This window comes from Alcaligenes faecalis (assembly GCF_041521385.1).
GTDB classification, from domain to species: Bacteria; Pseudomonadota; Gammaproteobacteria; order Burkholderiales; family Burkholderiaceae_B; genus Alcaligenes; species Alcaligenes faecalis_E.
The window spans coordinates 3827915-3853581 of record NZ_CP168006.1 but is presented as its reverse complement, the minus strand read 5'-3'; the positions used below and the strand labels follow the sequence as shown (position 1 = coordinate 3853581).

General features: G+C 54.2%; 31 protein-coding genes. 5 read left to right on the top strand and 26 right to left on the bottom strand.

Features of this window, described 5'->3' with window-relative positions; all coding sequences use genetic code 11:
• Positions 1–179 precede the first annotated feature (179 nt).
• Positions 180–347, bottom strand: coding sequence for a hypothetical protein (locus tag ACDI13_RS16760; RefSeq protein ID WP_316989977.1), 168 nt, complete (start codon positions 345–347; stop codon positions 180–182).
• 44 nt (positions 348–391) lie between these two features.
• Positions 392–1330 (bottom strand): carbohydrate kinase family protein, encoded by a 939-nt coding sequence (locus ACDI13_RS16755; protein WP_316989978.1) that lies wholly within the window; start codon positions 1328–1330, stop codon positions 392–394.
• A gap of 258 nt (positions 1331–1588) precedes the next feature.
• Between ACDI13_RS16755 and ACDI13_RS16750 the strand changes: the two genes are divergently transcribed.
• The gene (locus tag ACDI13_RS16750; RefSeq protein WP_003800394.1) at positions 1589–1882 is read left to right on the top strand and encodes a hypothetical protein; all 294 of its coding nucleotides are present in this window, start codon (positions 1589–1591) and stop codon (positions 1880–1882) included.
• Between the two features lie 39 nt (positions 1883–1921).
• Here the strand turns inward: ACDI13_RS16750 and ACDI13_RS16745 are convergent, their stop codons facing one another.
• The 6 genes from ACDI13_RS16745 to ACDI13_RS16720 all read right to left on the bottom strand — a co-directional run bounded on the left by ACDI13_RS16745 (position 1922) and on the right by ACDI13_RS16720 (position 5964).
• Positions 1922–2161: a DUF333 domain-containing protein gene (locus ACDI13_RS16745; protein WP_316989979.1), complete on the bottom strand. Its 240-nt coding sequence runs from the start codon at positions 2159–2161 to the stop codon at positions 1922–1924.
• 45 nt (positions 2162–2206) lie between these two features.
• The gene (locus ACDI13_RS16740; protein WP_316989980.1) at positions 2207–2761 is read right to left on the bottom strand and encodes a WG repeat-containing protein; all 555 of its coding nucleotides are present in this window, start codon (positions 2759–2761) and stop codon (positions 2207–2209) included.
• Between the two features lie 61 nt (positions 2762–2822).
• The gene (locus tag ACDI13_RS16735) at positions 2823–3581 is read right to left on the bottom strand and encodes a class I SAM-dependent methyltransferase (RefSeq protein WP_316989981.1); all 759 of its coding nucleotides are present in this window, start codon (positions 3579–3581) and stop codon (positions 2823–2825) included.
• A gap of 15 nt (positions 3582–3596) precedes the next feature.
• Positions 3597–4058, bottom strand: a complete 462-nt coding sequence (locus ACDI13_RS16730) for an NfeD family protein (RefSeq protein ID WP_316989982.1) — start codon at positions 4056–4058, stop codon at positions 3597–3599.
• A gap of 14 nt (positions 4059–4072) precedes the next feature.
• Complete coding sequence (locus ACDI13_RS16725; RefSeq protein WP_316989983.1) at positions 4073–4999, bottom strand: SPFH domain-containing protein; 927 nt, start codon at positions 4997–4999, stop codon at positions 4073–4075.
• 170 nt (positions 5000–5169) lie between these two features.
• The gene (locus tag ACDI13_RS16720; protein WP_316989984.1) at positions 5170–5964 is read right to left on the bottom strand and encodes a hypothetical protein; all 795 of its coding nucleotides are present in this window, start codon (positions 5962–5964) and stop codon (positions 5170–5172) included.
• Between the two features lie 197 nt (positions 5965–6161).
• Between ACDI13_RS16720 and ACDI13_RS16715 the strand changes: the two genes are divergently transcribed.
• On the top strand, positions 6162–6491 hold the full coding sequence (locus tag ACDI13_RS16715; protein ID WP_316989985.1) for a DHCW motif cupin fold protein: 330 nt from the start codon (positions 6162–6164) through the stop codon (positions 6489–6491).
• A gap of 56 nt (positions 6492–6547) precedes the next feature.
• On the opposite strand, the gene ACDI13_RS16710 is transcribed toward ACDI13_RS16715, so the two are convergent.
• From ACDI13_RS16710 to ACDI13_RS16680, 7 genes are all read right to left on the bottom strand, one after another.
• Positions 6548–7006, bottom strand: coding sequence for a PEGA domain-containing protein (locus ACDI13_RS16710; RefSeq protein ID WP_316989986.1), 459 nt, complete (start codon positions 7004–7006; stop codon positions 6548–6550).
• 584 nt (positions 7007–7590) lie between these two features.
• Complete coding sequence (locus ACDI13_RS16705; RefSeq protein WP_316989989.1) at positions 7591–8211, bottom strand: LysE family translocator; 621 nt, start codon at positions 8209–8211, stop codon at positions 7591–7593.
• Between the two features lie 210 nt (positions 8212–8421).
• Positions 8422–9756, bottom strand: coding sequence for an MFS transporter (locus ACDI13_RS16700; protein ID WP_316989987.1), 1335 nt, complete (start codon positions 9754–9756; stop codon positions 8422–8424).
• 71 nt (positions 9757–9827) lie between these two features.
• A complete protein-coding gene (locus ACDI13_RS16695) occupies positions 9828–10598 on the bottom strand; it encodes a 1,6-dihydroxycyclohexa-2,4-diene-1-carboxylate dehydrogenase (protein WP_372372525.1) in 771 nt (256 codons plus the stop codon).
• A gap of 65 nt (positions 10599–10663) precedes the next feature.
• Entirely contained in the window at positions 10664–11671 is a 1008-nt protein-coding gene (gene benC / locus ACDI13_RS16690; RefSeq protein WP_316991076.1) for a benzoate 1,2-dioxygenase electron transfer component BenC, read from the bottom strand.
• A 15-nt stretch (positions 11672–11686) separates the two neighbouring features.
• Positions 11687–12175, bottom strand: coding sequence for a benzoate 1,2-dioxygenase small subunit (gene benB, locus ACDI13_RS16685; RefSeq protein WP_316991075.1), 489 nt, complete (start codon positions 12173–12175; stop codon positions 11687–11689).
• Between the two features lie 3 nt (positions 12176–12178).
• The gene (locus tag ACDI13_RS16680) at positions 12179–13531 is read right to left on the bottom strand and encodes a Rieske 2Fe-2S domain-containing protein (protein WP_316991074.1); all 1353 of its coding nucleotides are present in this window, start codon (positions 13529–13531) and stop codon (positions 12179–12181) included.
• Between the two features lie 445 nt (positions 13532–13976).
• Here ACDI13_RS16680 and ACDI13_RS16675 point away from each other — a divergent pair, with 445 nt between their 5' ends.
• On the top strand, positions 13977–14915 hold the full coding sequence (locus ACDI13_RS16675; RefSeq protein ID WP_316991073.1) for a LysR family transcriptional regulator: 939 nt from the start codon (positions 13977–13979) through the stop codon (positions 14913–14915).
• A gap of 229 nt (positions 14916–15144) precedes the next feature.
• On the opposite strand, the gene ACDI13_RS16670 is transcribed toward ACDI13_RS16675, so the two are convergent.
• The 6 genes from ACDI13_RS16670 to ACDI13_RS16645 form a co-directional block, all read right to left on the bottom strand.
• Complete coding sequence (locus ACDI13_RS16670) at positions 15145–16206, bottom strand: NADH:ubiquinone reductase (Na(+)-transporting) subunit F (protein WP_035267734.1); 1062 nt, start codon at positions 16204–16206, stop codon at positions 15145–15147.
• Between the two features lie 15 nt (positions 16207–16221).
• The gene (locus ACDI13_RS16665; RefSeq protein WP_045931447.1) at positions 16222–16584 is read right to left on the bottom strand and encodes a phenol hydroxylase subunit P4; all 363 of its coding nucleotides are present in this window, start codon (positions 16582–16584) and stop codon (positions 16222–16224) included.
• Positions 16585–16649: 65 nt separating this feature from the next.
• Complete coding sequence (locus tag ACDI13_RS16660) at positions 16650–18155, bottom strand: aromatic/alkene/methane monooxygenase hydroxylase/oxygenase subunit alpha (protein ID WP_021446663.1); 1506 nt, start codon at positions 18153–18155, stop codon at positions 16650–16652.
• Positions 18156–18173: 18 nt separating this feature from the next.
• Positions 18174–18446, bottom strand: coding sequence for an MmoB/DmpM family protein (locus tag ACDI13_RS16655; protein WP_003800437.1), 273 nt, complete (start codon positions 18444–18446; stop codon positions 18174–18176).
• Entirely contained in the window at positions 18446–19453 is a 1008-nt protein-coding gene (locus tag ACDI13_RS16650) for an aromatic/alkene monooxygenase hydroxylase subunit beta (protein ID WP_316991072.1), read from the bottom strand. Before ACDI13_RS16650 ends, ACDI13_RS16655 begins: the two co-directional genes overlap by 1 nt.
• 23 nt (positions 19454–19476) lie before the next feature.
• The gene (locus ACDI13_RS16645) at positions 19477–19749 is read right to left on the bottom strand and encodes a phenol hydroxylase subunit (RefSeq protein ID WP_316991071.1); all 273 of its coding nucleotides are present in this window, start codon (positions 19747–19749) and stop codon (positions 19477–19479) included.
• Positions 19750–20100: 351 nt separating this feature from the next.
• Between ACDI13_RS16645 and ACDI13_RS16640 the strand changes: the two genes are divergently transcribed.
• Positions 20101–21804: a sigma 54-interacting transcriptional regulator gene (locus tag ACDI13_RS16640; RefSeq protein ID WP_316991070.1), complete on the top strand. Its 1704-nt coding sequence runs from the start codon at positions 20101–20103 to the stop codon at positions 21802–21804.
• A 69-nt stretch (positions 21805–21873) separates the two neighbouring features.
• Here the strand turns inward: ACDI13_RS16640 and ACDI13_RS16635 are convergent, their stop codons facing one another.
• Both ACDI13_RS16635 and ACDI13_RS16630 read right to left on the bottom strand, forming a co-directional pair.
• Complete coding sequence (locus tag ACDI13_RS16635) at positions 21874–22236, bottom strand: hypothetical protein (RefSeq protein WP_316991069.1); 363 nt, start codon at positions 22234–22236, stop codon at positions 21874–21876.
• Positions 22237–22281: 45 nt separating this feature from the next.
• Positions 22282–22758 (bottom strand): hypothetical protein, encoded by a 477-nt coding sequence (locus tag ACDI13_RS16630; protein ID WP_316991068.1) that lies wholly within the window; start codon positions 22756–22758, stop codon positions 22282–22284.
• Between the two features lie 170 nt (positions 22759–22928).
• On the opposite strand from ACDI13_RS16630, the gene ACDI13_RS16625 reads away from it, so the two are divergent.
• On the top strand, positions 22929–23207 hold the full coding sequence (locus ACDI13_RS16625; protein WP_316991067.1) for a hypothetical protein: 279 nt from the start codon (positions 22929–22931) through the stop codon (positions 23205–23207).
• Positions 23208–23479: 272 nt separating this feature from the next.
• Here ACDI13_RS16625 and ACDI13_RS16620 read toward each other — a convergent pair whose 3' ends face one another.
• From ACDI13_RS16620 to ACDI13_RS16610, 3 genes are read right to left on the bottom strand one after another with little or no spacing between them, the layout of a single operon-like run.
• A complete protein-coding gene (locus tag ACDI13_RS16620; RefSeq protein WP_316991066.1) occupies positions 23480–24214 on the bottom strand; it encodes an amino acid ABC transporter ATP-binding protein in 735 nt (244 codons plus the stop codon).
• Positions 24211–24909 carry an amino acid ABC transporter permease gene (locus tag ACDI13_RS16615; protein WP_042480267.1) on the bottom strand — a complete coding sequence of 233 codons (699 nt, stop codon included), beginning with the start codon at positions 24907–24909 and terminating at the stop codon, positions 24211–24213. Before ACDI13_RS16615 ends, ACDI13_RS16620 begins: the two co-directional genes overlap by 4 nt.
• Positions 24906–25643, bottom strand: coding sequence for an amino acid ABC transporter permease (locus tag ACDI13_RS16610; RefSeq protein ID WP_316991065.1), 738 nt, complete (start codon positions 25641–25643; stop codon positions 24906–24908). Before ACDI13_RS16610 ends, ACDI13_RS16615 begins: the two co-directional genes overlap by 4 nt.
• Positions 25644–25667 lie beyond the last annotated feature (24 nt).

Genomic DNA, 25667 nt, shown 5'->3' with positions numbered 1-25667 from the left:
GAAACCATGGTAACTGCCCACCTTCAGAACACGAAGTCAACGATTGTCAAGAACAGACACAGCGCAGACACAAAGACGAGAACCGAGCTACACAAACTTACTTCTGCGGCAAAAAAAACAGCAAAGGCTCACAACGCGCAACAACAGGCCACACAAAGACGCTTTGCATCTGTGCCCTATCACTTAAGAACGGTAAAAATCACATAAACCACAGGGACAGCCAAGGGCGTAATCATTAATAAAGCCGTATCCCGTTTCCATGTCTGGGGACGGGTATGACAGAGTGTGATGCCCAATAACACCATCACCAGCAGATATACGCCCACAATAATGACAGCAGCAGCCATCCCCTCTCCCTTGCGATTGTTCTACTCTGTTGTTTGTTGGGTAATCACAAAGCCAGAATATCCTCCGCGCTTTGCCCGAACAGAGGCGGAAACGTATTGGCCGCCCACTGTCCCAACCGTGCTGCCGCTGCCTGGTTGGCCAAATCCAGGGCCTCTGACGGTTTCAGGCCCCGTTTCCAGGCCAAGGCAAAGCTGGACAGGAACGCATCCCCGGCCCCAACTGTTGAACGCACCATGACTTTGCTCGCAGGCTGCACATACTGCTGTCCATTGAAAGCCAGCACCGCCCCCTGCACACCCAAGGTAATCAACACAGCTTGCCGGGAATGATGTTGCACATGTCGAGCCAGCTCGTACGCTTCCTGAATGGATAATTCCAGTTGAATATCAGCGTCCTGAACGCCTGCCAGCATTTGCGCCTCCACCGCATTCAAACCCAGCACATCTGCGCGTGCGTAGACCTGTTTGAACCCCTGGCCTTGATGCTGCAAACACGCCACACTGGGATTGACCACCAAGCAAGCTGAGGTATCCCTTCTTTCCGCCAAGGCCTGCGCCACACTTTCCATAGGCTGCAAGGCCAAGGGAGCCACATAAATCAGGTCTGCTTGCAAGTCTTGAGCCTGGACACGCAGGCAGGCATTTGCCCCACGTCGTGCCAGCACCGAAGCACTGCCGGACGGCTCGACCAGGACAATGGCTTTACCGGTGAGCTGATCAGGACAGATCTGCATACTGCTGACATCTATTCCCAACTGCTTGATCTGTGAGCGCAAACGCGCCCCCAGGCCGTCTCGACCCAGCGCCCCCAGCAGCCGAACCGACTCGCCTTGCCCCATAAAGCTGGCTGTCGCATTCAGCGCACCACCTCCGGGGTACAAATCGATCGAACCCACTTCCTGCTTGTCGCCACGCGCCAGCTCGGCTGGCATGCCTGAGACCACAATATCAACGGTAATACTGCCAATTACGACAAGCTGCACCCTGAACCTCGGCCATGAAAAAGAAAGCGTAAATCTGTTTGAAGCAGTATACCTACGGGCTCGGGTAGATCGTCTATGGTGGAAAATCAGGGCTGGGCGAGCTGTGCAAAGCCGAACAAGCGCACGCATCTTTTCAGCCTGTTTGGGGGTGCAAAAAAAAGCCGACTCATAGTTGATGCCACAGACATCACAAAAATCTGGCTCAAGATAAAAAGACATGCTAAATTACTGTTTATCCATACAGCAAAAAGAAGCATCATGTCCTATACCATCACTTTGCACGACGCTCCTTCCGATATCACCGAACGCGGCCGCCGCGAGGCTGAGGAGCGTTTTCGCCGCAGCTTAGAAAAAGTCATGCAAGGCCCGGAGGCCGTGGTCCAGGCCTATCGAGCGTGGCAACTGGCCGAAGAAACGGCAGAGACGGAATTGTCCGGGGAAGACATTGCCCTGGCCAAGAAATGGATTGCCGCCGCCACGCGCGCCATGAGCGATGGCTTTCGTGATCTGGGCGAGTCCGAAGCCTACTTTGAGGTCCGTATCGAACGCTAATATAAAAGCCAGCAAATAGCTGGCTTTTATGATCTGACATCAGGACTTTGCCGAAGGGTGGTCACGGCGCATCAGCTCCCACTCTTCAATCACCGTGCCATCCGGCAAGGTACACATGCCCACTTGCCCTGTTGGTGTGTTGACGATATCCAAACGCCCGCCCTTCTCCAGGCAATAAGCCGAGGCCGGATTGGCAATACCCACGGGTGGTTGTGTCGAGGCTTGATTGGCGCAAGCAGACAAGACGCCAACCAGTCCCAGGATTCCCCATTTCTTCATCGTGTTCTCCGGATAAGTTCTGTACTGCAGTGTACTGTGCACGGACTAGTTTTCGGGCTGATCTTTTGGTGCTGTCAAAGGATTGGAAATATTTCCCCAGTGCTGGCAGTGAACTGAACGGTGTTCGCCGTGTGAAATGAGCTTGCAATTCATACCAACCTTGGCTTTGCCCTCCACAAAAGGAAAGGCAAAATCGTAACGGGCCGGAATCCAGATTTTCAGTGATTGATCGTGAAAGCCCATCTTCCCTTTGGCGACGAAACGAGCCAGACCCTCTTCAAAATAATCGGGGCCGTTGTCGTAAATAAAGGGGCGCAGAACTGCTTCGCCCCTTTCATTTACATAAACCCAGCCTTGTTCATCCTGTATCAGGCTTTGCCCTTGTGCGGCGGGGCTGAATACAGGTTGTAGAACCAATATAAAAGCAGATAGGGCTGAAAGCATCCGTCGTCCGGATCCAAGTCCAACAGCTTGCAATCCTGCAATTGCTGTTGCTGTTGCTGTTGCTGTTGCTGTTGCTGTTGCTGTTGCTGTTGCTGTTGCCGTACCAGTATCCACGCATGAACCTATGCCATTGCTCATATCGCGTACGGTTTCCACCTTGGCCACCACACTAATACGATTACTGGCACCAGTCCCAGTCCCAGTCCCAGTCCCAGTCTTACAGCTTGCGCGCTTCAAACGAAATAATTCCGTCAGTGTCCTGCGGTGTCTTGCCGTACTGATACCCGCCGGAGATAACAATCTCGCCAAAGCCCACTTGCTCCAGCGCCATGCGCAGTTCCTGAACACCCCACCAGCGCAGCGAGAATTGTTCCAGCTGGGTTTCCAGCAAGACACCATGCTCCCACAACTCGTAGCGATGCATTTCACGGCTTACCTGGGCGCAGTAATCTTTGTCCAGAGCGGTGGCATTGAGGGTAATCAGTCCATGCGGAGGGGCCGACCAGGTCCGCATACCGGGATGCACATTGACAATCGCCGCGACCGGGTCCAGATCCAACAACAGCCGTCCACCTGGCTTCAGGTTGGCATGAAAACGGCGTAGCGCGGCCATGCCTTGCTCAAACGAGTCCAGTAGTTGAAAAGAGCCGGCCGGCACCACGATCGCCTCCCAAAGACGATCTGCTGTGAAATCCGTAAAACCGGCCAGTTGAATCTGTGAGTTCAAAGACCGCAGGTCCAATTCACGTTGGCAGTAATCCAACATTTCCTGCGACAGATCGAAGCCGCTGACCTCCAGCCCCGCTTGCAGCAAGGGAATCAAAATACGCCCTGTGCCTACTGCGGGTTCCAGAATTGGCCCGCTTGTTCCTCGCAGACGCTCCAGGTAGTACTCCACATCCCCGAAAGAGCGTCCTACCGGCTTATCCAGGTGATACACCAAAGAAGCCAGCTTGCCGTAGCGATTGTTCATCATCGTTCTAACACCCTGCTATTTATCTTGCTCAACAGCTTGAACACGCATTTCAGCACCTTCTACTGCCAAGACCACAACCGCAGCGCCCTGCTCCAGATTCCGGGTCGCAGTAGCACTGTAATAACTATCGTTCAGCCGAATACGTCCCCGGCCATTTACAAAACCTTCGCTAACCTGAGCATGAGCACCAACATAAGCACTCAAGCCGGTATTCAGAATGTCGGGCTGATTGCTCCGACTGCGCCGCTGCCAGCGCACACCGACCACCACCCAGCCCAGCATGGCAACGGCCAGAATCAGCCATTGCAACCAGGAGGGAGCATCCGGCCAGACGGCGGCAAACAAGCCCACCGTCAAGGCCCCCAGGCCCAGCCATAATAGGTAGACGCCGGAAATAAGGACCTCGGCGGCGACCAGCACGACACCAGACACCAGCCAATACCAAAAGGAATCGAAAATGAATGACAAGATCAGCACCTCCCGCTGTTCGCTTAGCCTTGCCCCGCCTTGTTAGCGGTGGTCTTGAGCAGCTCGGTCACACCCGCCACTGCACCAGTAATACCGCTTGCCTCCAAAGGCATCAGCACCAACTTGCTATTCGGGCCTGTACCCACCTCACGCAAGGCTTCCACATACTTCAAGCCAACAAAATACTGCAAGGCCTGAACGTCACCACTCTTGATGGCTTCGGACACTTCACGGGTGGCGCGGGCCTCAGCTTCGGCTTCACGTTCACGCGCTTCAGCACGCAAGATAGCAGCTTGCTTTTCACCTTCAGCACGCAATACGGCTGCTTGCTTTTCGCCTTCAGCCTGCAGCACTTCCGCTTCTTTCTGGCCACTGGCCTTGGTCACGGCAGCACGACGATGGCGCTCTGCCGTCATTTGCAAATTCATGGCTTCCTGCAACTCAGGCGCCATATTCAAATCACGGATTTCCACGCGAGTGACTTTCACCCCCCAAGGTGTGGTGGCCGCATCCACTGCCGCCAGCAAACGATCGTTAATGACTTCGCGGTTGGACAGCATATGGTCCAGTTCCATCGAACCCAGAACCGAACGCAGGTTCGTGGTCGTCAGGTTCACAATGGCCAGTTCCAAGTGATCAATCTCATAGGCAGCCTGGGCCGCATTGTCAATGCGATAAAACACGACGCCATCCGCTGTCACCGCCACGTTGTCGCGGGAAATCACACTTTGCGAAGGCACATCCAGCACAGACTCCATCATTTTGAGCTTGCGGCCCACGCGATCCATAAAAGGCACCAGCAAGGACAAGCCTGGTGTCAAGGTGCGGGTGTAGCGACCAAATCGCTCAACTGTCCATTGCTGACCCTGGGGCACAACTTTGACCCCCGCCATCACCACGATCACGGCCAAAAACGCCAATACCACCATAAAAGTAAAGGAGCCACTCATATCGATACCTTCTCCAAGAACACAACTGAAAAAGCGATTTTAGCCCAGCCTTAGTGACAGATCCGCTAAAGCGGATGTTTGACCACCCCGCAGCCTTTCTCAGTGCTGTTCAAGCTGAACGGCGATGAAAGCTATGCACGTAAAAGTCAACGAAAAGACACGATCAAGCTTTAGTAACGCGGTGCAGGGGCATAGTGCCCATTGCCCTTATCGGCAGGAAAAGGATTGGGCGACCGCACGGCGGGTTGGGCAGACGTCACCGGGCGCACTTCATACAGCACCGTACCGATCACCCCAATATTGCGCGCGTCGCCCGCCAAGGTATTCGCGGCATAGGACCTATCTTTAGGAGAAAAACGGAAAGCCGCCACTTCATCAGCACTTTTACGAAAGCCTTCAATACGCAAGACAGCGCCAGCCTGCAAGAGATAGCCGTTATGACTGCGGCTGCCCGGTTTGCCCGACAAGACATCCAGGCCATCTACCGTGGTGACGATCTCATAAGGCCTGGAGCTGCGATTGGTATAGACCAGGACGTACCGCTCGCCTGCTTTGCCCGCCAACTGATAGTTTTTCTGCCCGATGCTGCTGTAAATCGTCAAAGGCACGTCACGTCCATCATGCACAGACAATTCCACTTTACCTTGATCCAGCAAGATGCTGCGCTGGGCATCCAGGTTTCGGCCCAAAGCCTGATAAATACTACGCTCATCGGAATAGGTCAATTGCAGCTCATCGCGCTGTGGCTCGATGGGCTGGGCCTGGACGGAATAGACTCGAGACTCACGCCCTTCTCCCCATTGCGTACCCAAGGTCGAGGCCGTTTGTGGGACAGTCGCCAAGACCGCCTGGCGCTGTACCGATTGTTGAGGCACACTGCTGCAAGCCGATAGCAACAAGGCAGCGGCCAACACGCTCCAGCATCGATGATGGCGTGCAGATAATAATGATTGAGACAGACTCATGCGCTTCCCCTTTTGTCATTACAAGTGCCATGACGAACCCTTGTTGAGCGCGAGTATTACTGATCTGGCTGCGTTTGTGACATCAGCAAATTTCTAAATTGAAATCGCCTGTATCAGGAAAAATTGATAAGGCGGCAAATCAAACGCCGCAAACAGGCCTACTATAAACAGCCCCCCTTCAAACGAGCCACAAAAGCATGGATATTCAGAACCTACCCTTTTGCACCGTCAACTGGTCTGACATTACGCCCACTGAACACAAAGGCGAAACAGGCATGGCCTTGTGGCGCACCCAGCAATTTGGCCCCATTCGCGTACGCATGGTGGAATACAGCCCCGGTTATCTGGCCGACCACTGGTGCGTAAAGGGCCATATGTTGCTGTGCCTGGAAGGCAAACTTGATACTGAACTGAAAGACGGACGCTGCTTCACCCTGGAGCCAGGGCAGTCCTACCATGTGGCTGACAATGCCGAGCCGCATCGTTCCTCCACCCAGACGGGCGCCAAGCTCTACATCGTCGATTAAAGCTGGTTACGTAAAAACATCCTTTGGGCGGTCAGGGCTGGCTGCTTGAAGGAGCACTAGCATTTTGATTTCCCCTGCAGCAGGCAATTGGTTTTACGCTGCTCTCGAAGTTGCTCTTGCATCAATCTACGGTTTTCTTCTTGTTGCGCGCGCAGTTGCCGCAAGGTCTGCACCCGCAAACCGTAATCCGCGTCCTGTGCATAACCGTCTCCCAAAGGACGTTTGGCCATTTGATAGCCAAAAACCGGAATCCGGGGAAGGTGCACCCGATTGCTATACGAAACCCGGTATCCACTGAGCCACTGCGCATAACAAGAGTCCGTATAAAGAACTCCTATGCGCTTATCGTCATCGCTAAGCGCATAGCGAATGGTCAGTGGGGTCTCACCATAGACGTTGCCATTGCAAACGACAGTGGCTCCTTCGGGGTCGCTATGATAAGTAACGGCGATACTGGAGCAAGCGCCAAGAAGCAGGGGAAAACATAAAACAAACAAGGTCTTGACGCCCGTCATTCTTTTTCTGCTCCGTATTGTTTCAAGCCACCAAGCGCAATAAATCATAATTTAAGATAGCCCAGTGGGGATTCCCTGTCATAGGCGATTCAGCATTGAAATATTATCAATAAACGACAGGGTGAACCTTAAAATACATCACTACAAAAACCAGAACACTTAAACACCAATGAAAAAGCCGCCCATAGGGCGGCTTGGCTGGTTAATGGTCTCCGTTTTTCTTGGAAATCTTATATTGAATCGTGTTTACTCGGGAAATCACTGGGCCAGTTCATGGGCATATCATTCATATCCAAGCCTCCTGCTATTTATGTAATAAAAAAGCCTAGGACGAGTTTTCATCCTAGCAAAAAAATTACAAACTTCAAGGATTAAACAACATATTCAGTGTTTACCCTGTACAAATAGAAACACAAACAAAACGGGCACTTCCCACAACAACATGGGAGTTTTCAAGCTTTTTGTATTGAACTAAAAAAAACACCCATAAAAACATGAGGCTTGGCCTTGCCAAGCGGATGACAGACATAAAAAAGCTCTCGCAAGGAGAGCTCTTTTTCACAGACCTAGGCGGGCCTATCACATCAGGAACGTCGCGCCATGGCCAGGATCACACCAAAACCTATCATCATGCTGCCGCTAATGCGGTTCACCCAGCGCAGACCACGCGCATTTTGCATCACGCCGGACAGCCTGGTCCCCACATAGGCATACGCCGCAATCGCGATCACTTCCAGCAGCAGGAAAATCACACCCTGTGTCATGAAGCTGGCCCAATAGTTATTCATATCCACAAATTGCGGGAAGAAGGCGGTGAAAATCAGAATGGCCTTAGGATTACCAATCGCCACGAAGAACTCCTGACGCACCAGGCCCCAGATATCTTTTTTGCTCACCTCAGTCTGCTCTGCTGACGTTTTACCACTGGCACGCAGTACCTTGATGCCCAGCCAGATCAGATACGCCGCCCCCGCGAGCTTGACCACGGTAAAGGCCGTTTCCGAGACCATCAACAAGGTTCCCATTCCCAAGGCCGCCACCACAATCATGATGGCAAAAGCGACCAGACGCCCCATGGCCGCCACCAGGGCAGTCGACACGCCTTGCTTGGCCCCTACCGTCATGGACAGCAGGTTGTTGGGGCCGAAGGCCATATTCAGAGCAAAACAGGCGGGTAAAAATAACAAAAAACTGCTGGCGGTCATGATTCTGGCTAGCTCCATAGACAATGCCAGCCATTCAATTTGAAAGGCTGGCATGCGTCGATTGAAAACGGTGTAGATGAACCTTGCTTCTGGCAGCCCCACAATCAGGAAGCTGCCGGAAAGAACAAGTATAACGATCTGGAGCCTGTTGGCACGACTCAAGCCCGTTGAGAACTTGGCATGACCATTTCTCCACCTGCCCTGGTGCTTTCAACCTACCACAGCATTGAAAGCCACTTTAGGTGATGAACGCGAGGATGCCAGAAACACCAGAAACGCGAGCATGGCGATAAGTCCCGGTACGGCAAAGGCCATGAAATTCATCTGCAAGGGCAACTTCGCCGCCATCAAGGTACCGCCCAGGAAAGGCCCGGCAATGGCACCGATTCGCCCTACTCCTGACGCCCAACCCAGGCCCGAAGAACGCATGGACAAGGGATAGAACTGCGCCGTATTGGCGTACAGCAGGATCTGCGTGCCAATGGTGGTGGCACCGGCAATCACGATCAACACGTACAGCACCAGCGTCGGGCTCTTGAAACCCAGCAAGGTAATGGACACCGCCGACACCAAAAAGAACCAGGCGACCACTTTAGGCAAGCTGAAACGGTCTCCCAGCCAACCACCCAGAATCGCACCAAACATGCCGCCCAGGTTCAAGGCCACCAAAAAGGACAGGCTGGAACCCAGGCTATAGCCCGCATTGGCCATCAGTTTAGGCAACCAGGAACCGAGGGCATAGACCATCAAGAGGCAGCAGAAAAACGCCACCCAGATCATCAAGGTGCCCAGCAAGCGCCCTTCCTTGACCAGATCCAGCATGGGCACGCCCGTCTGTTTCTGTTCATTCAAAGTCAAAACGGTATCTTGAGACACGCCCATTTCAGGGGCCAGAGCCTGAACAATACGCCGTGCTTTTTCCTCTTGCCCCTGACGCATCAGAAACGCCAACGATTCTGGCAGCTTCCAGACAATGAAAGGCAGCAGCAACAACGGAATGGCCGCACAGAAAAACATGGACTGCCAGCCAAAACGCGGCAGCATGTAGATACCGATCGCCGCCGACAACAGGCCGCCCAATGAATAGCCACTGAACATGATCGCCACCAAGGTACTGCGCGAACGTTTAGGCGAATACTCATTCATCAAGGCTACGGCATTGGGCATCAAGCCGCCACAGCCCAGGCCAGCCAGAAAGCGATACACACCAAACTCGGTCGGTGAACTCGCAAAACCATTCAAGAATGTAGCCAGACTGAACAAGGCAAAGCAGATCGTCACGCCTTTTTTGCGGCCAATCTTGTCTGCCAGCGGCCCGAATACAAATGCACCAAACATCATGCCAAACAAGGCGTAGCTGCCCAAAGCCCCGGCTTGCACCGGCGTCAAATTCCACTCGTCCATCAGCACCGGCAAGACCACGCCGTAAATGAACAGGTCATAGCCATCGAATATCAGCAACAAGGCGCACAGGCTCATCACCATCCAGTGAAAGCGCCCGAAGCGCGCCTGCTCAATCACTTCATTAACTTCTCGTGTGTTCATGATTTGTCTCCCCCAAATGGAGTTTTTTTGTCTTGATGCCCTTCGCTCTACCAGCCGCGCGCATCGCTTGATCAGCCCTGGTCGCCGCCTCCTACTGGCAAGACAGTGCCGGTGATATAGGACGCCTCGTCCGAGGCCAAAAACAAAATGCTGGCGGCCTGTTCATCCAGGCTGCCGTAGCGCTTCATCAAACTGCTGGACACGGTCTGATCCACAATCTGCTGATACCAGATCGCTTCCTGGGGATCTTCCTGGTTCTGGGTATTGCGAGGAATGCGCCGTGGCGGTGCCTCGGTCCCGCCGGGTGAAACAGCATTGACCCGAATGCCGCGCTGGGCATTCTCGAAAGCCAAAGAGGCGGTCAAGGCATTGACGCCCCCTTTGGCCGCGGCATAAGGCACGCGGTTGATGCTGCGAGTGGCAATCGAGGACACATTCACAATGGCCCCGCTCCCCTGCTTTTGCATGCTGGGCAACACGGCATGACAGGACCACAGGGTTGGAAACAGGGAGCGGCGTATCTCGGCCTCGATCTGCGTCGGCGTGTAATGTTCGTAAGGACGCGTCCAGATCGTGCCCCCGACGTTATTGATCAAAACATCAATACGCCCCCACTTATCCAGCGCCGCCTGGGCTGCGGCCTGCGCACCTTCAACGGTTTCCAGATCCACTTCCAGCGTCAAGACCGCCTCGTCGGCCAGTTCCCGCACCAGTTCCGAACGGTCTACGGCCAGCACCCAAGCCCCTTCGGCCTGCAAACGCTCGGCAACACGACGACCAATGCCTTGGGCTGCGCCCGTAACAATGGCCACTTTTTGATGAAAACGCACAGGCGCAGTCATGATCTTTCCTTGTAAGAGTCATCCAGCACAGTACGCCCCGCCAAGGGGGCGCTGCTTGAATGCATTTATTGGCTGGTGATGAATTTTTCGTAATAGAAATTCATGGGGGCATGGGCTTGCGCATCAATGAACTGGCTGACCGCATCCACCATGGGGGGTGGCCCGCACAGGTACACATCCACCTGCCCCTCATGCCAATGCGCCGGATCCAGGTGCTGGGTGACGTAGCCTTTGCGTTCGTGGCGGGATTCTGGATCGACCACGCAGGTGGTGTAGCTGAATCCGGGCAAACGCTGGGTATAGGAATCCAGCTCAGCCAACATCACCAAGTCCTGATCACGCGTGACGCCATAAACCAGATGCACAGCTTGCGTACAGCCTTGCTGGACCAGGACTTCCAACATGGACAAGAACGGCGCCAAGCCTGTGCCACCGGCCAGGAACAGCAAGGGGCGCGTTACCTGACGCAGATAAAAACCGCCCAAAGGTCCGGTCATTTCCACCTGCTGACCTAGCGGCTGCGCCGCCAGCCAGGAACTCATCAGGCCGCCCGGCACTTGCTTGATCAGGAAACTCAAACGCGGCCCTCCCGGCGCAGAGCTGAAGGAATAGGAGCGATGCGCCTGCCCGCCGGGCACCGTGATATTCACGTACTGCCCAGGCAGGAAAGGCAAGGCCTCATCGGCCGCATCAATCTTCAGTTCGTAAGCCGCATCCTCATACTGACGGCATTCCGATACCTGCCCCTGCCACTTAGCCACGGCGGTCTTGCACACACCCGATGAAATCGGCACAGCAATCACGCAGTCCGACTTGGGAATCATCTGGCAGGTCAGAACCAAACCCTTGTCCGCTTCCTCTTGCGTCAGGGCATCCTCGATATAGTCATCGCCCTGCTCATACTGACCACTTTCGGCCTGACATTTACAAGTGCCGCACACCCCGTCCGAGCAATCCATAGGCAGATTGATCTGATGGCGATACGCGGCATCCAGCACTTTTTCGTGTTCCCCACAGTCCACGAAACGGGTGACACCGTCCTCAAAATTCAGCGCAATACGATAGCTGTTCACGACTAACCCCCGGCTTTAAATGTGATACACATCAATCACTTGACGGATATAGTCGTTCTTGAGCACTACCTTTTTTTGCTCGATCAACCAGCCCTGTTCCTGAGACGACAAAGTCAGATAAATGGTGCCGAAGAACTGATCCGTCACCCGGTAGCGATGGTTCATCGTCAAAAAGTTATAGCGGACGTCCACCTGTCCCTCGCGCTCGGCCAGAATCTCAATATTGCTGAGCATATGAGCAGTACGCGGCTCCGGCGTAGAAGCACCAGAACGCTCGGTCTTGATGCGAAACACCCGATCTTCCAGACCGTTACGATTGGGATAAAAGATCAAGGAGATCTCGCTGTGCGGATCTTCGGTCAGTTGATCATCATCGTCCCAGCAAGGCATCCAGTATTGGGCGTTGGGGCTATAGCATTCCAGCCATTCATCCCACTGACGATCGTCCAGCAAACGGGCTTCGCGATAGAGGAAAGCGCAAATCGAGTGATACGTTGCGTGCATGGCTTAGGCCTCCCCGTTTTCTGCTTTCAGTGCCTGGCTCATGGTCTTGGCCCAGTACTCGTGCTGGCAGACAAACAAGCCTTCATCTTCACTACGCCCGCCACTGATCAAGGGCTTCATGCCCATGGCAGTAGCGTTCTCGTCCGGGCCTTGCACCCACAGGGGGGCGCCTCGGCTCAAGTCATTCCAGGGGGCAGCCATACCGGCATAGCCTTCCTGACAGGCACGGAACTCCTCCAGATCGTCTGCCGTTCCCATGCCAGACACATTGAAAAAATCTTCGTACTGACGGATACGGATGGCACGCTGCTCGGCGCTTTCACCCTTGGGGCCAAAGCAGTAAATCGAGACTTCCGTCTTGTCCACGCTGATAGGACGCGTTACCCGAATCTGGGTAGAGAACTGGTCCATCAGATACACGTTCGGGTACAGACACAGGTTGCGGGTCTGATTCACGATGAACTCGGCACGTTCCTCGCCCAGACGCTGCTTCAGCTCCTCGCGGTGCTCATAGACCGGGCGCACGGTTGGATTCATGGTCTTGGTCCAGAGCAATATATGGCCATAATCAAAGCCATACACACCGCCCAGACTTTTGCTCCAGCCGTTCGCATCCACCGCTTGCGTGCCGCCCTCTTTGCGACGACCCATCGTGGCGGAATAATTCCAGTGCACGCTGCTGACGTGGTAGCCGTCGGCGCCGTTTTCAATCTGCAGCTTCCAGTTGCCGTCGTAAATATAGGAAGAATTGCCGCGCAGCACTTCCAGGCCTTCAGGGGCTTGATCCACGATCTGGTCGATGATGACCTTGGTTTCACCCAGATATTCGTCCAGAGACACCACATCCGGATTCAAACTGCCAAACAGAAAGCCGCGATAGTTCTCAAAGCGCGCGACACGCTTCAAGTCGTGCGAGCCTTCGGTATTGAACTGCTCGGGATACTGGGTGTTCTTCTCATCCTTGACCTTGAGCAGCTTGCCGGCGTTATTGAAGGTCCAACCATGAAAAGGACAGGTAAAGCTGCCCTTATTGCCATGTTTACGGCGACACAGCATGGCGCCCCGGTGCGCACAGGCATTGATAAAGGCATTCAAGCCGCCGTCTTTGCCGCGTGTCAGAAACACGGGCTGACGACCAATATAGGTCGTGAAGTAATCATTCACATTGGGCAGTTGGCTTTCATGCGCCAGATAGACCCAATTGCCTTCAAAAATATGCTTCATCTCCAGCTCGAACAAATCCGGATTCGTGAAGATGTCGCGACGGCAGCGATACACGCCTATTTCTGGGTTTTCTTCCAGGGCAGTATCAAGCAAGTGCCTGATATCGTTGGTTTTATCCATAAGGACTGACATGATGTGGCCTTTATGAGAGTGGCAGCCGTCCCTGCCCATGCCCTTGAAGGCATAGCAAGTACGCGTGATAGAAAAGAAAAATCGCTCCGGATTGAGACCGGACTGACTCGTGGCAGCGTATTGCTGGCTTAACCTTGAGCCTGATTCAAACCCGACAGGGACACCATCGGGCTGATATTGCCCAGCCCTTTTTATCTAAAAACCCTGGGCTGTTCTGCATGGCTTTCATTACAGTCTTTGGAGTGGCAGCCTTCCAATACCATATTGGTCCCGCTTCATAGCAAAATACTATAGTTTGTTTTTTTATGAATAAAATCAACACCTTGAAGAAAAACAAAAACAAAACCTATCGTTAACCCTAGAGCTTGTCGGGTATATGCTTGAAGCTTGGATGGTCGAGATAGGTGATATATTGGTCCGGATTTTCTGGACCTGGACCACAGGCATGGACTTGAAACAAATCCGCTATTTTGTTGCGGTCGCCAAAGCGCGTAATTTCACTCGTGCTGCCGAACAATTACACATCGCCCAACCTGCACTCAGCAGGCAGATCCAGTTGTTGGAACAAGAACTCAATGTGCTGCTGCTATCACGTGAGAGCCGCCCCCTGCAACTGACCGAGGCAGGCCGCATTTTTTACGAGCAATCCCTGCAATTGCTCAATCGTGTGGAAGTGATGAAGGCGGCGACCACTGAAGTCGGTCTGAACCAGCGCCCGCAATTATCAATTGGCTTTGTGGCCTCCACCTTGTACGGTGGCCTGCCCATCCTGATCCAGAAGTTCCGCCACGCCTACCCGGATATCCGCTTTCACTTTCTGGAGCTGACCTCCAGCCAGCAAATTGCCGCCTTGCGCGCCGGACGCATTGATATTGCTTTTGGACGTGTGCGTATTCATGACAGCGCGGTCTGTCGCACCGTTCTGCGTGAAGAACGCCTGGTGCTGGCGATCCCGCCCAAGATTGACTTGGCCAAGGACCGGGGGCCAGTGTCCTTGCAAGTCATCGCTGATCACGCCTTTATTGTGTATCCCAAGTCTCCACGGCCCAGCTTTGCCGATCATGTATTGAACATTCTGCACGACAACGCCGTTTTCCCCTCCGAAGTACACGAGGTTAAGGAACTGCAAACGGCCATGGGACTGGTCGCAGGCGGCGTGGGTTTGTGCCTGATTCCTTCCGCCGCCCAGATACGCAGCGATCTGGTGTACCGACTGATTGACGACGAGAAAGTAACCTCGCCCATTATTTTCAGCCACAGAAAAAACGACAACTCCTGGTACATCGCTCAGATGCATGCGTTTATTGAAGAGATGTATGCGGAAAAACCACCCTGGCTAATTCCAGGGCACAGCGCCTTTAGCAACGGGCCGCCATCCTGTTGATGGCTGCAAGCCTATGGGCAACTGGCCTGCTCAGGCTTGCAGCGAAACCTTCTGCCTCGGCTGCTTGCGCTGATACGGTCAGACGGCAAAGCTGCCACCGACTAATACAAAAAGGCCCTGCAAAGCGTCGTTAACGCGTCTTGCAAGGCCAGAAAGCTGCGGCGTTCACGACCACCAGCCGCAGATCTTTTCACTGAAAAAAGTCTGGTCGGCAGTCAGTTAAAACCGCTTAGATACGCTTGAACAGCGCTGAGCGTACCTTGCCGGTTGCACCATCCGCGGCTGTCAGGAATTGTTCCATGTGAATATCGCGCTCGAAGAGGCGGCTTTGCATCAGGGTGGAAATCGCCGCTTCAATCATGGGAGGCGGGCCGCACAAATAGGCTTTATTGCCTGAACAACGTTGCTCAAAGAACTGACCCACGGCTTCATGCACAAAGCCCACAAAACCTTCCCAGGCATCATCCGGCAAAGGTGCATTCAAGGCCGGAATGTAGTGGAAATTGTCGTGCTTTTCGGCCAGTTGATAGAAATGATCCGCGTGATACAGCTCGGCTTTATTGCGCGCACCCTGGAACAGATAGATAGGACGGGTATCGCCCTCTTCCAGCAAATCCATAATCATGGATTCGGGGCTGGACAGGCCCGAGCCGCCGGCGATGAAAATCGCGCCTTGCGGGTCGGACTTGCGCACAAAGAACTGACCATAAGGGCCGGACACATCCAGAGACTGCCCCACTTGCAGTTCATCATGAAGCCAGGTCGTGCCTGCGCCCCCTTCTACCTTGCGTACGTGCAAATCAATAATGCCGCTCATGGACGGCGGATTCGCAATGGAGAAAGCACGGGTACTGTCGATGGACGGCACATGCAGGTTGATGTACTGCCCGGCCTGGAACGCCATCGGACGATCCAGTTCCAGACGAATGTGCTTGATCGTGGGCGACAAGTCTTCAATCAGGACAACCTTGCCCTGATAATCCTCGACGGGCAGGCCTTGGAAATCCGGGTCCACGTCCACGTCGGCCTCGATGACCATATCGGATTCGGGCAGGCAGCAGCAAGCCAGCAGCTTGCCTTCGTCCCGCTCCGAATCCATCAGGGCAAAGCTGGACGCATCGCCTGCGTCTGCATAGCCTTCCAGCACCTGCACCTTGCAGGTGCCACACGTGCCATGTCCACAGGCAAAAGGCAACCAAACCCCTTGTCGCAACGCAGCGTCCAACAAGGTTTGTCCATCTTCCACCTCTACCACATCACCTGTGGGTTCTACGGTTACCTGATACGTCATTGCTGCCTCCGCCTCTTATACGCCTGTACCCTTGTAGCCATTCAGGCCAGGGGTTTTGAAACGCAACAAGGATTTGTGATCGAAACCCTTGGCACCCAAGGTGTCATCAGGATTCAGTTCGACCGCTTCGCCATTCAGATTCCATTGCACCTTGCTCCATTCGATCTGCTCAAAGTCAGGGTGCTGGGCAAAGCCGGCAGGCAACAGTTGCTGGATCATCTGAGACACGGTCATCTCGGGCTGAACCAGAAAGGCCTTGGCCGAGCAGAACAAAAGGTGCTCGTCCCAGCCTATATACAGCAACATGCTGTCGCCATAGTGCGACTGCTGGTCGCGCGCATAGCCTTGGTAGTCCGGGGTAATTGCAGTAACTGCCATATTGATCTCCAATTTTTATAGGTAGTGGCAGTGCCTACCGAGGCACTGCCCTTTTTCTCGTGTGACTAGGCCGTCACTCCTTTCCATTCGTTCCAGCGTGCCTCGTCCACCGAGCCCTTGAAGTCCATATTGTCGACACCCACGTTCAGTTGGTAGTAGTCGCTCAGGATCTTCTCCAATTCGGGGCCACCGCAACCGCCTTGCAGGATCTGGTTCACCGGCAGCCAGGCCTGGATGTACTTTTCAGGCTCGTGCTCGAAAATGTCGCGGCAGCCGTCCGAGCAGGTGTGGTAACGCTCGCCCTTGTACTGGCTTTGGCGGTAGGTAATTTCGTCGGGTTTTTCCATGTCGGTAAAGGTCATGGGCACCTGACATACCTGGCACAGCTGGGGCAGACCGCTGGAGTAGAAGCGCTTGCCTTCGGCTTCCATTTTCTTGGCCATTTCCCAGCGTGGGCGGTAGTACTTGTCGAAGGTGTCGGGGTACTTGGCGCTGAGCCAATCCAGTTCCTCGTCGCTGGGGATCCAGGTGTGGAAACCAGCAGCGTGACCGAAGTTGTAGAAAATCCACCAGGCCTGGTGCGAGATGTGCTCTTTCTCTTTCTCGATCACTTCGCTGTACTTGGGCATACGAATGCCGTAGCGAGCCAGATCCTTGAACAGAGCACCACCAGCCTGCTCGAAATAAACCTCCCAAGCTTCTTTCCAGGACATGACCTTGTTGGGCAACATATAGTCCATCATCATGCCGACCACGGACAGCAAACGGGTACCACGCCAGAACCACTTGTCGATCCACTGCTGAACGATAGGTACGTTGTCCTCGTGCTGCTCCAACAGGAACTTGATCACTTCCAGGCCCAGCGTCATGTGGCGTGCTTCGTCAGACTGCGAGCTGAAGCCGAAAGTCACCGTGGCCATATCGCCGTTGTAAGCCGCGCCCGACATGAAGGGCACAAACAGCAGGTTGGTCAGCACGTACTCGAAGGAGAAGCTGATTGCCAGCAGGAACTCGAAGGGACCAGCAGCACGGGCATCTTCAAAAAAGGACTTGGGCACGGACAGGTACCAGACGCGGTCGTGCATATGGCTCCAGTCCTGGAAGCCATTGAAAAACTTGTTGTAATGGCTCATGGCGTGAACCTGCGTCTGGACGTGACGCAGCTCGTCAATCGACTGCATCTGGCACGCAATACGTGCGCCGATGCCGCTGAATTGACGGCCCACATGGGAGTAGCCCTGATAAGCCTGGTACTCCAACGGGGTCACCGCGGTCAGGAACACCTTGATCGCGTTCAGGTAACGCGGATCGGAAATATTCATCTGGCCATTATTCTGCGCGAAGGCATCAAAAATGGCGTACAGCTTCTTTTCTTTTTCGGCCTGGTACTTCCAGTACGCGTCCATTGTCAGACGGAACGGATCTTCCCATTTGGACCAATCGGTAATCTTGATGCCCTCGAACTCCTCGTAGGGGAAGGCGTCCTTGCGATCCTGGTAGCTGAATTCCCAGTCCAGATCACGCGTCAAATAGCGATATTTGTCTTTGATATTTAGTTTTTTCGTGGCCATATTGCCCCCTTTTCTGATTTAGCTGTTCCAGTGCAAAAACAAGCGGTCTTCATCTTCATCCACGTTGCCACCCAAGGTGATCAGATTCAGATGCAGCTCCTGCATGTCCCACTGCTGTCCATACTTTTCTTCCACGGTCTCGCGCTTGACGGTCAACTGGCCCACGCACTCAATGCGAATCATGGCTGGCTGATAAATCACCGTGGCGTCCGGGTTGTCTTCTTCGATGGCCTCGACGATGTAGCGCGACATGTCGTTATCTTGCAGACCGATATAAACCTTGGATGTCATCAGGCTTCTCCACCCAGGCTCAGGCCTGCTTTCGTGACGCGTTTGGCAATGGTTTCCTGCGCTTGTGTCCAGACTTGATCAGCCTGGTCGGCAAAGGCAGCCTGGATATAGGGCATGAAGGCGGCTTGCACTTGCGGCAACCACTGATTCAGCCAGTTTTGCAGTTGCTGCTTGTTTTCCTCGCTTTCAGCAGCCGCAATCTTGAAGACGCTATCGCTCCAGTTGGACAGGTCTTTATGGCACTCCAGCATGAACTCCAGCAGCATATCCAGATCGCGGCCGCCCTCCTTGGCCAGATCCGCCACCAAACCCTGATACACCACGTGATGCACCACGGTGTTGATCAGCAAGGACTGCACCAGCAGCAGTTCAAACCAGTCTTTCTGGACCAGCGTTTTTTCGCACAAGGCGCGCAGACCTTGCCAGGCCGCATCCTGCATCCAGGCGTCTTTGGCCTGGCTCAGGGAATCGGCGCTATTGCCATCAATCAGCAGGCCAATACGGGAGACGTACTGCGCCATACCCAACGAGTCCATTCCGGCATAGAGACAGGCTTGGGTAATGGTGGTGCCATAACCGTAGGCCGAGCCGGACATGAAATTCAGGTTCGCGGTTTGCTCGATGTGACGCAAAGGCAGCAGCAGGCGGGTGACCTTGGCTTTGACGTCCTCGCTCAGGTATTGGGCCAGCTCGCGCTTTTCAAAAAAGCCGTAATTGGTTTCAGCCGATTCCTGCATGCGAGCACGGTTCTGCACGTAAGCGCCGTAGTAGAACTGGCGTGGGTCACGGAACACATACCAGTCCTTCATCTGAATGGCAGTGTGTGTAGGGTCGTTCAGGGTCTTGTCCGGCATCCACAGGGGCCGGTAATGAAAGTTGGCCGTTGCCTGGGCGTCGTATGTTGCTTCCTGGTAGCGGGTAGCCGGCTTTTCACCAAAGCGGCGGGCCACGTTGGCGAAGGTTTGCCGCACGGGCTGCAAACTGGCCGTTTTAATTTCTAATGTCATCCTCTTGTTCTCCTGAATAAAACCTACTGGGCTTCAGCCTGGCGGCTGTTACCGACCAAAGTGTCATAACCAAAACGCCATTTTTCTTCGTTCTCGTCATTGACCCGCATTTGCTCTTCGCTCATGGGCTGGACATTGTTCTGCAGGCAAAACTGCTCAAATGCCGCTGGCGGCATGACCAATTCCACAAACAGGTCCGCCTGGCCAATCGCAAAATCAAATTCCACAAAGCGGGCATTAGCCGGACTGCGTACGCGTACGTACTTTGTCAACGTGGGCAAGCTCGTGTCTGACATCGGTTCTCCTCCTGATCAAGCTGTTGCATGAGTGTCCACAGCCTGTCCATAGCAAACCGCGTGCCAACTTTACATTTGAAGAATTTAACCCTTTAGGATTAAAGAGATAGGAAGAGTCAGAGCCAGATACCATGCGCTGTTGGCTGGCGGCCTGAATAGAAAATTGATCATTTGATCAAGTGCTTAGCGCCGTTTTCATCAAATGCTGAGCTAGGGTAAAGCCCTAGAAAAAACCGTTTTATCCGTCCTCTGGACACTATTCTGTTTTCCTTGAGTCGCCCGAAAGACAGGCGGCATACTGATTTTTAAAACACCCAAAACCACAATAAGAAACAACAGATGGAGACAGCCATGGGGGCTACTGAACTCACACTGCCATTAAGTCAGGACCTGATCGACGCCATTCGCTTTGATGCGCGGGAAGGCAAAATCTGGTTTGGCGAGCAACGCATGCTCTTGCTGCACGCCAGCGGTTTTGGCCAGCTTCGCAAGGAGCTGATTGCCTCTTTAGGCAGCGAGCGCGCCAAATACTTTCTGATGCGCTTTGGCTACCACGCTGGCATGAAGGATGCCGAAGTATCACAAAAAGTGCGCCCGGACCTGTCATTGAAAGAGACCTTTCTGGCCGGCCCGCAAATGCACACCATCCGCGGTATGGTCAAAGTCGTGCCTACTTCGCTGACCTTTGATCGCGATGCTGGCCGGTATTACGGCGAATTTGACTGGTTTGACTCCTATGAAGTCAGCAATCACCAGAAAGAGCACGGCCAATCCAGCGAGCCGGTCTGTTGGAGCTTGCTGGGCTATGCCAGTGGCTACACCAGCTTCTATATGGGCAAGAGCATCATCTACAAAGAAACCCAATGCGGCGCCATGGGCCATAGCCACTGCAAGATCGTGGGCAAGCCTGCCGAGGAATGGGAGGAGGATGACCCCGAGATTGACCGCTTCATGCTGCCCGACCCGGTCCAGGACGAACTGTTTGCCTTGCGATGTGAGCTGGTGAAGTTGCGCGAACAGGAGTTCAAGCACTCCAGCGCCAACTTCACCTTGCCCAACTCCATTGGTCAGTCCGCCGCTTACCAAGCCGCCTGTCATCTGCTGGAAAAGGCGGCGCAAAGCAAAGTCTCCGTGCTGCTGCTGGGAGAAACCGGCGTGGGGAAAGAAGCCTTCGCGCGCGGCCTGCACGCCGCCAGCGACCGGGCGGATCAGCCCTTTATTGCGGTGAACTGTGCGTCCATTCCCCCGGAGCTGATTGAATCAGAGCTGTTTGGTGTGGAAAAAGGCGCATATACCGGCGCGCATAAATCCCGCCCCGGTCGTTTTGAGCGTGCCCAGAGCGGCACCATTTTTCTGGATGAGATCGTAGAACTGTCGCCACGGTCCCAAGCCGCCCTGCTTCGTGTTTTGCAGGAACAGGAGCTGGAGCGCGTGGGTGATGAGAACATCCGCCATATCGACGTGCGTGTCGTGGCCGCCACCAACGAGGATCTGGCCGAGGCCGTACAAAAAGGCACCTTCCGTGCCGACCTGTACTACCGCCTGAACGTCTTTCCCATCCACATCCCGCCACTGCGTGAGCGCAAGGAAGACATTCCACTGCTGACCGAATACTTTCTGAACAAATACTCCAGCATGTACAAAAAGCACGTGCTGGGCGTGAGTGACCGCAGCCGGGAATTGCTGATGCAATACGACTGGCCGGGCAATATCCGCGAGTTCGAGAACATGATCGAGCGTGGCGTCATCCTGACCGAACACAATCATGAAATCGAAACCCACCACCTGTTCCCGCAGCAGAAAAGCGCCTTGCAGTATCTGAGCAGTCTGAACACGCAAGGTTTTATGGCGAAGGAGCCCTGTTTCAGCGCGAACCAGACGCAATATCTGGAGCATCTGCTGGAAACCCCCTTCAATCTGGATGATCTGGAAGAACAAATCATCCAGCTGACCTTGAAAAAAACGAACGGGAATATTTCAGAAGCCGCACGCAGGCTGGGGCTAACACGGCCTGCGCTGGCATACAGGCTTAAAAAAGTGGCTATGCCAGCGTAAACACCACCAGGCGCACCGGTACCAAACCGCCCACCCGGCGTGCCGGGTGGGCCTGATCTGGCGCTTGCCTTAACCAAATAGATGCAGCCCTTGTAGCAGCCTTGCTCCTATACCTGCAGCACCCAAGGCAAGCAAACCGATCAAAATGGCGTAAAGCACTGTCAGATACCAGCCCAGTCGTTTACCGATACGCTGACTGGCTATCGGTAAAGCACAGCAAACACGGTCGTACGCGCGGTTCATGGCAAAAATCAAACCAGAAAAACACAGACCCAAGGCGGCAAATACATAATTGATCAACGCGAATTGACGCTGCGGGTTCGCAAACCCATCCACTAAAAACACCAAAGACAGGAGCAAGACTAATAAGGACAGCCCTAGTCCTGATGTAGAGGCAGCGCAATGGAAAAATACTTGTCTTTGACGTTCCACGGTTTATCCCAAAGAGCCTGCAGCGCGATAGCAAGACACGGCGCGTCAAGAGCCCATGCACACAGAAGCGGCAAGCACCTTGACCTCGCTATAGCGCCCTTGACTGGTCTTGACCATAACGCATGTTTGGCTGACACGATTCCACCAGGTCGTACTCAAACCTTTTGTGTTTACTGCGACATACCCTTCTCTTTGCAGCCTCATTTCTCCCCCGGCCGCACGAGCACCTTGAAGGCTGAGCGGATCAAACTTCGACGCCTGGCCCTGCCCAGACTGCACGGCTTGCACCTGAATGACCGAACCCTCTTGGCTAATGAGCGCCTCTTGACTGTGAATCACGCTATCTTTGCCGATCACCACTACATTGCCCGACGCTTTCAACGAATCCGTCCCCAGCATTTCAATGCGGTCCGCCTGCACATGAACCCGCCCCACACGGGCATTTTCTTGCCCGTTGGCGGCGAAAGCCGAGGTAGACACCCACACCAGCCCCGCGGTCAGCGTTATACGTAGCATCGTCATTATTTTCCTTTCCTATTTTTCATACAAGCGTTAAGAGTCCATAGACATTACAAGGTTCCGTGATCCGACTCATCCCCTCGCTTGTCAGCCCCCATAGAACCCGCATCCGCGGCACAACTCTGGCCTGATTTTCCCCACCTACTACAATGGGGGCTTATCTAAGGAGTCTTATGTTGGAATTTCAGCCCCGTGAACGGGCGTATTTATCTGGTATCCGTGCCCTGTCGCAAGATCAGGACGACCATGAAGTGTTTGTAGGTATGACCGTAGCCGAATCCATTTGGTACGCAAACTACGTAGCGCAGTCATACAAAGGGGATGTAGCGCGAGGCGATGAGGCCGAGGCACGTTACCTGGCCCTGCATGATCAGCACGAGCAGGCACGCCGTGCCGTACTGGCAGCAGAATCTCTGCTGCAATCGTTCGACACGCCCACTCAGCGATCCTGAGTACATCGCGACACACTCCAGGCCGGGCTTGCATGTCATTAGCCCTGTTTCATCAAGCCTGGATTACTCGCTCATAAAAAAGCCCGCCCATTTTTCAACAGGCGGGCTTTTTTTATGGATGCGCACTCCAGCGTCTGCTACGCACAGCTTGGCTTGGCTTGGCTTGGCTTGGCTTGGCTTGGCTTGGCTTGGCTTGGCTTGGCTTGGCTTGGCTTGGCTTGGCTTGGCTTGGCTTGGCAATCATCAAACCAGTTGCCGAGCAAAGACACAAGCTACAGACGCAGTTCCTTGGACAAAAAGGTTTGCACGCGCTGTGGTCGGCCCTCCAGATCACCAAAAAACACATCTGTGGGCACGTCCTCCAGAATCTGGCCCTGATCCATGAAAATCATCCGATCCGCCACTTTGCGGGCAAAGCCCATTTCATGGGTGACGCACATCATGGTCATGCCCTCTTCCGCCAAGCTGACCATCACATCCAGCACTTCGTTAACCATTTCCGGGTCCAAGGCCGAGGTAGGCTCATCAAACAGCATGCAGACCGGATCCATGCACAAGGCCCGTGCAATGGCGACACGCTGTTGCTGCCCGCCCGACAAGCTGGCCGGATAGCGATCCGCCATCGCTTTCAAGCCCACGCGATCCAGGTACAGCAAGGCCCGCTCATTGGCTTCATCACTACTCCTGCCCAGCACTTTACGTTGTGCCAAGGTCAGATTGGCCACGACATTCAAATGTGGAAACAGCTCGAAGTTCTGAAAAACCATCCCGACCCGACTGCGCAAGTCTGGCAGATTCGTTGCCGGGTCACCAACGGAAATCCCATCCACAACAATCCTGCCCTGCTGAAACGGTTCCAGACCATTGACGGTTTTCAACAAGGTGGATTTGCCTGAGCCCGAAGGCCCGCACACCACCACCACTTCCTGACGGTCCACTTGGGCCGTGCAATCCCTGAGCACCTGAAACGTGCCATACCACTTGGAAACACTATCGATACGGATCATTTGCCATCCAGTCGCAGATGTTTGTCATAACGTCGGGCCACCCGATTCGCAATCAACTCCAGCGTTGCGCAAATCACGTAGTACATCAGCCCGACAAACAAGAAGATTTCAGTGGGGTGCACCATGACCCGATTGCTGACCTGAGTGGCAACAAAAGACAGCTCCGCCACACCAATGACATAGGCCAGCGAGGTGTCCTTGATCAAGGCAACCCACTGATTAATAAAAGAAGGCAGCATCACCGGCAAGGCTTGCGGCAGGATGATGGACTTCATGATTTGAGCGGTTTTCAGGCCCAAGGCCTTGCCCGCTTGCCATTGCCCCGCCGGCAAGCTGCTGATACCCGCAAACACCGAGTGCGCCAGATACGCACCGCCAATCAAGGACAAGGCGCAGACCACGGTAAACAAGCCCGGCACATCCACCTTGAACAGAATGGGCAGTAGAAAATACACCCAGAAAATCAGCATGATGACGGGGATGGCGCGGAAAAAGCCCAGAAACAGCAGCAAAGCGGTATGCGCCACACCGCGGCTCAAAACCAGAGCCACCCCAAAAACCAGCCCCAGAACGGCGGACAAGCTAGCCGATAGCACGCTTAACAAAAGCGTCAGCGCCGCCCCACCTAAAGGGCCATGCGGATACGCCCCCACCAGGAAGTACAGCAGATTGTCATGAATTACGTCGAAGTTCATGACAGCCCACCTCTCACTTGCAGACGATGACGCTGCAACCACTGCCCACCCACTTCCACCAGCATGACCAGCAAGACATACAACAGCGTCGCAATCCCAAAGGACTGGAAAGTCTTGAAGGTTTCAGTTTCCACCTGACGGGAGGCATACGACAGCTCTGCCAAGCCGATAGCCATGGTCAGCGAGGTGTTCTTGATGACATTCATGTACTGCCCGATCAGCGAGGGAAAGGTATTACGCAAAGCCTGCGGCATCACTACATAGCGCCAGACCTGCATGGACGACATGCCCAAGGAGGCTGCTGCTGCCCATTGACCTTTGCGCACTGCCCGCACGCCGGAGCGGAACTCTTCAGCCACAAACGCCGTGGTGTAGATCGTCAAACCCACAAAGGCGGCCAGCATCTCGAAACTGGGCCAATGCACATCGAACAAGACCAACTGCAAGACATGCTGAGTATTCAACCATTGAACCAGCTCCGGCGGCATCAAGGCCGAGGCCCCGAAATACCAGAAGAACAATTGCACCAATAAGGGTGTATTACGGAACAGACTCAGGTAAGCACGTACCGGCCAGGCCAAGCAGGCAAAGGGCGACAGTCTGGCAATACACACCAGAAAACCCAAAACAGTTGCAGCGAAGGAGACGACTAAAGAGAGCTGAATCGTGACCCAGAACCCTTGAAGCAACCAGCCCACATAGTGGGGTGCCAGCCAGAAATCAGAAGACGGCATAGCAAACACCAAAAAGCAGGATCA

Bases quoted from the DNA above. Each gene is read 5' to 3' on its own strand.
- ACDI13_RS16680 (WP_316991074.1), bottom strand. From the start codon at position 13,531: ATGTCAGTCCTTATGGATAAAACCAACGATATCAGGCACTTGCTTGAT.
- ACDI13_RS16735 (WP_316989981.1), bottom strand. From the start codon at position 3,581: ATGATGAACAATCGCTACGGCAAGCTGGCTTCTTTGGTGTATCACCTG.
- ACDI13_RS16650 (WP_316991072.1), bottom strand. From the start codon at position 19,453: ATGACATTAGAAATTAAAACGGCCAGTTTGCAGCCCGTGCGGCAAACC.
- ACDI13_RS16720 (WP_316989984.1), bottom strand. From the start codon at position 5,964: ATGAGTCTGTCTCAATCATTATTATCTGCACGCCATCATCGATGCTGG.
- ACDI13_RS16615 (WP_042480267.1), bottom strand. From the start codon at position 24,909: ATGAACTTCGACGTAATTCATGACAATCTGCTGTACTTCCTGGTGGGG.
- ACDI13_RS16655 (WP_003800437.1), bottom strand. From the start codon at position 18,446: ATGACATCCAAGGTTTATATCGGTCTGCAAGATAACGACATGTCGCGC.
- ACDI13_RS16715 (WP_316989985.1), top strand. From the start codon at position 6,162: ATGGATATTCAGAACCTACCCTTTTGCACCGTCAACTGGTCTGACATT.
- ACDI13_RS16630 (WP_316991068.1), bottom strand. From the start codon at position 22,758: ATGACGATGCTACGTATAACGCTGACCGCGGGGCTGGTGTGGGTGTCT.
- ACDI13_RS16750 (WP_003800394.1), top strand. From the start codon at position 1,589: ATGTCCTATACCATCACTTTGCACGACGCTCCTTCCGATATCACCGAA.
- ACDI13_RS16745 (WP_316989979.1), bottom strand. From the start codon at position 2,161: ATGAAGAAATGGGGAATCCTGGGACTGGTTGGCGTCTTGTCTGCTTGC.
- ACDI13_RS16695 (WP_372372525.1), bottom strand. From the start codon at position 10,598: ATGACTGCGCCTGTGCGTTTTCATCAAAAAGTGGCCATTGTTACGGGC.
- benB (WP_316991075.1), bottom strand. From the start codon at position 12,175: ATGCACGCAACGTATCACTCGATTTGCGCTTTCCTCTATCGCGAAGCC.
- ACDI13_RS16625 (WP_316991067.1), top strand. From the start codon at position 22,929: ATGTTGGAATTTCAGCCCCGTGAACGGGCGTATTTATCTGGTATCCGT.
- ACDI13_RS16610 (WP_316991065.1), bottom strand. From the start codon at position 25,643: ATGCCGTCTTCTGATTTCTGGCTGGCACCCCACTATGTGGGCTGGTTG.
- ACDI13_RS16660 (WP_021446663.1), bottom strand. From the start codon at position 18,155: ATGGCCACGAAAAAACTAAATATCAAAGACAAATATCGCTATTTGACG.
- ACDI13_RS16705 (WP_316989989.1), bottom strand. From the start codon at position 8,211: ATGACCGCCAGCAGTTTTTTGTTATTTTTACCCGCCTGTTTTGCTCTG.
- ACDI13_RS16675 (WP_316991073.1), top strand. From the start codon at position 13,977: ATGGACTTGAAACAAATCCGCTATTTTGTTGCGGTCGCCAAAGCGCGT.
- ACDI13_RS16670 (WP_035267734.1), bottom strand. From the start codon at position 16,206: ATGACGTATCAGGTAACCGTAGAACCCACAGGTGATGTGGTAGAGGTG.
- ACDI13_RS16640 (WP_316991070.1), top strand. From the start codon at position 20,101: ATGGGGGCTACTGAACTCACACTGCCATTAAGTCAGGACCTGATCGAC.
- ACDI13_RS16620 (WP_316991066.1), bottom strand. From the start codon at position 24,214: ATGATCCGTATCGATAGTGTTTCCAAGTGGTATGGCACGTTTCAGGTG.
- ACDI13_RS16725 (WP_316989983.1), bottom strand. From the start codon at position 4,999: ATGAGTGGCTCCTTTACTTTTATGGTGGTATTGGCGTTTTTGGCCGTG.
- ACDI13_RS16760 (WP_316989977.1), bottom strand. From the start codon at position 347: ATGGCTGCTGCTGTCATTATTGTGGGCGTATATCTGCTGGTGATGGTG.
- ACDI13_RS16645 (WP_316991071.1), bottom strand. From the start codon at position 19,749: ATGTCAGACACGAGCTTGCCCACGTTGACAAAGTACGTACGCGTACGC.
- ACDI13_RS16665 (WP_045931447.1), bottom strand. From the start codon at position 16,584: ATGGCAGTTACTGCAATTACCCCGGACTACCAAGGCTATGCGCGCGAC.
- ACDI13_RS16710 (WP_316989986.1), bottom strand. From the start codon at position 7,006: ATGACGGGCGTCAAGACCTTGTTTGTTTTATGTTTTCCCCTGCTTCTT.
- ACDI13_RS16700 (WP_316989987.1), bottom strand. From the start codon at position 9,756: ATGAACACACGAGAAGTTAATGAAGTGATTGAGCAGGCGCGCTTCGGG.